Origin of the sequence: Corynebacterium sp. MSK041 (assembly GCF_030232265.1) — a bacterium.
GTDB lineage: Bacteria > Actinomycetota > Actinomycetes > Mycobacteriales > Mycobacteriaceae > Corynebacterium.
In genome coordinates, this window is the sequence record NZ_JASPJK010000035.1 from 1 (window position 1) to 1,321 (window position 1,321).

Below are 1,321 nucleotides of genomic sequence, written 5' to 3' on the forward strand. Positions count from 1 at the left end.
AAGAAGCTGCTTGCTAACCCTGATATCGCGAAGCTGATTGATGAACTAGGCACGTCTACAACGGATGCCAATGACCTAGTTCGGGGCATGTTGCAAGCCTCGATTACCAGGGGACTAAATGCGGAAATGGACGCCCACCTGGGATATCAGGCAGGCGACAGGGGCGCTAAAGCCTTAGCTGGCACTGATAACTACCGCAATGGCAGCTACCCGAAGACCGTGGATTCTAATTATGGGCCGGTTACTGTTGATATCCCTAGAGATCGGGCTGGCACATTCATGCCGACCATGGTCCCTAAAGGCTCTAGGCGTTTGACTGACGTTGATGACATGATCGTCAGCTTGTATGCCGGTGGGATGACAATTCGTGACATCCAGCACCATATGGCAACTGCGATGCGGATTGATATTTCCCATGAGACGATTTCCGCAGTCACCGATGCCGTCCTCGACGAGGTCATGGTCTGGCAAAACCGCCAGTTAGACGAGTTCTATCCCGTGGTGTTTCTCGATGCATTGCGCATTAAAGTCCGCGACGGTGGTCGGGTGGTCAACAAGTCCGCCTACATGGCTATCGGCGTGGACCTTGACGGCATCAAACACATTTTGGGATTGTGGCTTGCCAAAGAAGAAGGCGCGTCTTTTTGGGCGCAGGTGTGCGCCAATCTTTCTAACCGTGGGGTCAAAGACGTCTTTATCGTCTGTTGTGACGGGCTCAAAGGCCTACCAGAAGCAGTAGAGGCAACCTGGCCTGGATCCATGGTCCAGACGTGTATTGTGCACCTGATCAGGGCTGCTAACCGGTGGGTTGCCTACGGTGATCGTAAGGCTGTCTCAGCGGCGTTGAAGAAGGTCTATACCGCCCCGGATGAGCAGAGCGCCGCTGCCGCATTGGATGAGTTTGAGGTCTCTGAGCTGGGGCAGAAGTACCCACGGTCGGTGAAGGTGTGGCGGGATGCGTGGGAGAGGTTCACGCCGTTTCTGCAGTTCCCGCCGGCAGCAAGGAAGGTGATCTACACGACGAATTCAATTGAATCCTTCAACAATGAGCTGCGTAAAGCCACTCGTAATAGGGTTCAGTTCACTAATGATGACTCAGCGCTGAAGACGCTGTGGCTGATGATCTGCAATATTGAAGATAAACGAGCTGCTCGGCGGGCCAAGGAAGGCAAACGAGCCTCCGCTACCGCTGGCCGACTCGTCGAAGGGGCCCGGGTTTCCGGCTGGAAACAAGCCATCAACCAAATGGCTGTGGCCTACCCCGACCGCTTCGACAAATACCTGTAAAAACAGCCCCACACACAAATAACTTGACACGCTC

The 1,321-nt window shown here is 54.3% G+C and carries 1 protein-coding gene; it reads left to right on the forward strand.

Going from position 1 to position 1,321, the window contains the following annotated elements; translation table 11 throughout:
* Positions 1 to 1,287, forward strand: a 1,287-nt coding sequence (locus tag QP968_RS11050; protein ID WP_502870943.1) for an IS256 family transposase, incomplete at its 5' end; no start/stop codon positions are given.
* Positions 1,288 to 1,321 lie beyond the last annotated feature (34 nt).